This window comes from Oceanirhabdus sp. W0125-5 (genome assembly GCF_027938815.1).
GTDB lineage: Bacteria > Bacillota > Clostridia > Clostridiales > Clostridiaceae > Oceanirhabdus.
Genome location: NZ_CP115913.1, coordinates 320001 through 325000 on the forward strand (window position 1 = coordinate 320001; position 5000 = coordinate 325000).

The window sequence follows — 5000 nt, forward strand, 5'->3', positions numbered from 1 at the left end:
CATTAATTAATTTATTTATCCCAGTACCAAAAATCCACTTTTTCTACATTTGCAAATCTCGGATTAATGTCATCTATTAGTCTAAATATCTCATCACTAGGACCTGTAACTTTTATTCCATAAACTTTTATACCATTATCAAGTATATATTTAGCATCATCCTTTACAGGATCATTCTCATAACCTCCTCGTTTTCTCATATCTCCAGATGCCAGTAAGTATTTATATTCGTTAAGAAATTTCAATTCTTCTAAAAAACTCTTTTTGTATTCATGGCTATTTTGTGTATTCAATTCCACAACCTCAAATATTGGCTTAGTAATATCAAGCATTTGCCCTGGTATACCAAATGAAAAATGCTGATTTGCTCCGTTTTCCATATATTTAATTTTTCTTTTTTCACTTCCACTTTCAATATTCATTCTAATTATCTTAATATCATATTTATTTAGTAATTCAACAGTTCTTTCATATGAGATTAAGTCATTAAATGATAAGTTAACTCTTGCAACTGTATCATTTCCATTTTTTTTGAGAATCTTTTTTGCTATCTCAGTATTATACATATCTTTAAATCCTTCTTTTGGTTCTACATCTGGATGTATTATATCCATTTGTAACCAAAACTCAGAATCGACTCTATTTTTTATTAAATCAAAATTAAAGTCAATAGTATTATAATTTGTGAACTTACTTCCTATATAATCGCCAACAAACAACATAATAGTATTATTATACTTCTCCTTTCTAATCCCTGATCCAGTAAGCTCTTTAGCTGATGTAAATTGATAAAAATCAACTATAGCTCTCTGAGCTGTATTTAAATCATTCCTTCTAATTTGATAAAGAATACTAGGTATTATACTATTAAATAAAATATATCCTACAAACATAGTAATAGTAAATGTAGCTAGAATTTTCACATTAAGTTTCCTTCTTACTTTTCTAATTTTTCTTGAAATCTCTTCATAACTTTCAGTTTGTTCTTTTCCTATATTTATTAATTTATTGTATTCTGTTTTACATTCTTCACATTGATCAAGATGTTTTTCAATTTCTTTTTTCTCAGATTCACTACATAGTTCTGATATATATTCTGGTAATACTCCTCTTACATCGCTACATTTCATTTCTCTTCCTCCTATCATATTCTTTTTTAAAAGATTTTCTTGCTCTAAATATACCTATTTTAACTCCAGCAATATTCATTCCACATCTTTGTGCTATCTCTTGATAAGAATATCCCACATAATCTCTTAATAAAATTAGCTGCTTATATTTGGGATTGATGCAATTTAATATTGATCTTATAAATTCTTTATGTTCTTTATATTGAACTACTTCTTCAGGAGAATTTGATGTATCAGATTTTTCTATTATTTGTATCTCATCATATGATATCCTGTTATTCTTTTTGCAATGATTAAGGTACATGTTTTTAGCAACAATACAAAACCATCTAGTATTTAATTTCTTGTTATTTATCATAAGTTCTTCATATGCTTTCATCATAGTTTCTTGAAAAATATCATCTACTAAGTATTGATCTTTACAAATAATCCTTAAATACTTCAATAGTTTTACGCTCTCTTCTTTATAAATTAATAGAAAATCATCCATCTCGTCACCTCCTCATATATATAAACAAATCCCGTATTTGAAAGTTACACCTAATTTTAACATTTTTTAAAAAATGTTGTTATGCTTAATAATTAAATAACACCTATTTTTTATTTAGTATTGATTGCTAATACTAAAAAAAGACATCTTCAACATTTGAAGTTGTCCCATTTTTATTTAAAGTATCTATTCATTAAACTATAATTAACAAATTAATCTTGAATCTTCTTATGTGCAATATAGGCATTTATGAAACATAAATTACTTGTAATTAGTGACAAAATATAGTATGCTCCAAATTTTTTACCATCAGATATCGAAAAAATGATACCTAACAAAAAACAAATACCCGCAAAAATCCATGTATTTCTTTGTAGTTTTAATTTCATAGATACACCCCTTTATTAATTATCTATTCCCACTTATACTCTTTTCATATATATAAACAGATAAGGTCTTCAAAAGTTACACCTAATTTAAAATTTAATCAGAAAAATTGTTATTTAAAAACAATAAAAAAACACTTACTAAAAAATTAGCAAGTGTTTGTGGTGATCCACCAGGGAATCGAACCCTGGACACCATGATTAAAAGTCATGTGCTCTACCGACTGAGCTAGTGGATCATATTACCTGGCAACGTCTTACTCTCCCACACCGTCTCCAGTGCAGTACCATCAGCGCTATGAAGCTTAACAATCCTGTTCGGAATGGGAAGGTGTGTAACCTTCACGCCATAGTTACCAGATATCATTTTGTTGAAGGATGTTCCTTCAAAATTGCACAAAGTAAGTTAAGATTAAGTCTTCGATCTATTAGTACTGGTCAGCTACATGTGTTACCACACTTACACCTCCAGCCTATCAACCTTGTGTTCTTCAAGGGATCTTATTGCACTAGGCAGGGAAATCTAATCTTGAGGTGGGCTTCACGCTTAGATGCCTTCAGCGTTTATCCCTTCCCGACATAGCTACCCAGCGGTGCCGCTGACGCGACAACTGGTACACCAGAGGTCAGTCCATCCCGGTCCTCTCGTACTAAGGACAGCTCCTCTCAAATTTCCTACGCCCGCGGCGGATAGGGACCGAACTGTCTCACGACGTTCTGAACCCAGCTCGCGTGCCGCTTTAATGGGCGAACAGCCCAACCCTTGGGACCAGCTACAGCCCCAGGATGCGACGAGCCGACATCGAGGTGCCAAACCTCCCCGTCGATGTGGACTCTTGGGGGAGATAAGCCTGTTATCCCCGAGGTAGCTTTTATCCGTTGAGCGATGGCCCTCCCACGAGGTACCACCGGATCACTAAGTCCGACTTTCGTCCCTGCTCCACTTGTAGGTGTCGCAGTCAGGCTCCCTTCTGCCTTTGCACTCTTCGCGCGATTTCCGACCGCGCTGAGGGAACCTTTGAGCGCCTCCGTTACTTTTTAGGAGGCGACCGCCCCAGTCAAACTGCCCACCTAGCAATGTCCGATGACCAGATTCATGGCCACTCGTTAGAATTCCAGTACTGCCAGGGTGGTATCCCAAGGACGACTCCACTGAAGCTAACGCCCCAGTTTCCTAGTCTCCCACCTATCCTGTACAGACAATACCGAAATTCAATGCTAAGCTACAGTAAAGCTCTACGGGGTCTTTCCGTCCAACCGCGGGTAACCAGCATCTTCACTGGTACTACAATTTCACCGGATTTACTGTTGAGACAGTGCCCAAATCATTACGCCATTCGTGCGGGTCGGAACTTACCCGACAAGGAATTTCGCTACCTTAGGACCGTTATAGTTACGGCCGCCGTTTACTGGGGCTTAAGTTCACACCTTCGCTTACGCTAAGTGATCCCCTTAACCTTCCAGCACCGGGCAGGCGTCAGCCCCTATACATCATCTTACGATTTAGCAGAGACCTGTGTTTTTGGTAAACAGTTGTTTGGGCCTATTCACTGCGGCCTACTCTCGTAGGCACCCCTTCTCCCGAAGTTACGGGGTCAATTTGCCGAGTTCCTTAACAGTAATTCTTCCGCCGGCCTTAGGATTCTCTCCTCACCTACCTGTGTCGGTTTGCGGTACGGGCACCAAACTCCTCCTTAGAGGCTTTTCTTGGCAGCGTGGAATCAGATGCTTCGCCGTAAACGGCTCCCCATCACGCCTCAGCCTTAAGATCAGACGGATTTGCCTATCTGATCAGCCTAAACGCTTAGACGCACTCTTTCAGTCGTGCGCTCATCCTATCCTCCTGCGTCACCCCGTCGTCAAACGGAGTTTGGTGGTACAGGAATATCAACCTGTTGTCCATCGCCTACGCCTTTCGGCCTCGGCTTAGGTCCCGACTAACCCTGGGAGGACGAGCCTTCCCCAGGAAACCTTAGGTATTCGGCCTGTAGGATTCTCACCTACATCTCGCTACTTATGCCAACATTCTCACTCCTGTACGGTCCACCGCTCCTTACGGTACGACTTCAGCCCATACAGGAAGCTCCTCTACCACTCTTTCGAGTCCATAGCTTCGGTGGTAAGTTTTAGCCCCGGACATTTTCGGCGCAGGATCTCTTGACTAGTGAGCTATTACGCACTCTTTAAATGAATGGCTGCTTCTAAGCCAACATCCTAGTTGTCTTGGAAATCCCACATCCTTTACCACTTAACTTACACTTTGGGACCTTAGCTGATGGTCTGGGCTCTTTCCCTTTCGAAAATGTATCTTATCATTCATAATCTGACTGCCTGGATAAAAGTATATGGCATTCGGAGTTTGATAGAGTTCAGTAAGCTTTGACGCCCCCTAGCCCATTCAGTGCTCTACCTCCATTACTCAGTTACCAGACGCTAGCCCTAAAGCTATTTCGAGGAGAACCAGCTATCTCCAGGTTCGATTGGAATTTCTCCGCTATCCACAGCTCATCCCATGACTTTTCAACGTCAACGTGGTTCGGTCCTCCACGAGATTTTACTCTCGCTTCAACCTGGCCATGGATAGGTCACCTGGTTTCGGGTCTACAGCATGCAACTAAACGCCCTATTCAGACTCGGTTTCCCTGCGGCTCCACACCTTAAGTGCTTAACCTTGCTACACACCGTAACTCGTTGGCTCGTTATACAAAAAGCACGCCGTCACGCATATAAAGCGCTCCGACCGATTGTAGGCACACGGTTTCAGGTTCTATTTCACTCCCCTCCCGGGGTTCTTTTCACCTTTCCCTCACGGTACTGCTTCACTATCGGTTATCAGGTAGTATTTAGCCTTGGGAGGTGGTCCTCCCAGCTTCCCACAAGGTTTCACGTGTCTCGTGGTACTCTGGATCAGAACTCGTTTCTTCATCTTTTCATCTACAGGACTATTACCTTCTGTGGTGGAGTTTTCCAAAACTCTTCGACTAAGAATTCGAA

Annotated in this window: 2 protein-coding genes, 1 tRNA gene and 2 rRNA genes (1 of these 5 only partly in view); all 5 read right to left on the reverse strand. The window is 39.9% G+C overall.

The window, feature by feature from the left end; genetic code table 11:
• Positions 1-11: 11 nt before the first annotated feature.
• The gene (locus tag OW730_RS01485) at positions 12-1130 is read right to left on the reverse strand and encodes an anti sigma factor C-terminal domain-containing protein (RefSeq protein ID WP_271227377.1); all 1119 of its coding nucleotides are present in this window, start codon (positions 1128-1130) and stop codon (positions 12-14) included.
• Positions 1120-1620, reverse strand: a complete 501-nt coding sequence (locus tag OW730_RS01490) for an RNA polymerase sigma factor (RefSeq protein ID WP_271227378.1) — start codon at positions 1618-1620, stop codon at positions 1120-1122. The genes OW730_RS01485 and OW730_RS01490 overlap by 11 nt, the downstream gene beginning before the upstream one ends.
• Positions 1621-2169: 549 nt before the next feature.
• Positions 2170-2245 (reverse strand) — tRNA-Lys (locus OW730_RS01495).
• A gap of 5 nt (positions 2246-2250) precedes the next feature.
• A 5S ribosomal RNA gene (gene rrf / locus OW730_RS01500) occupies positions 2251-2367 on the reverse strand.
• A gap of 47 nt (positions 2368-2414) precedes the next feature.
• Positions 2415-5000 (reverse strand): 23S ribosomal RNA (locus OW730_RS01505); it runs 314 nt beyond the window's last position.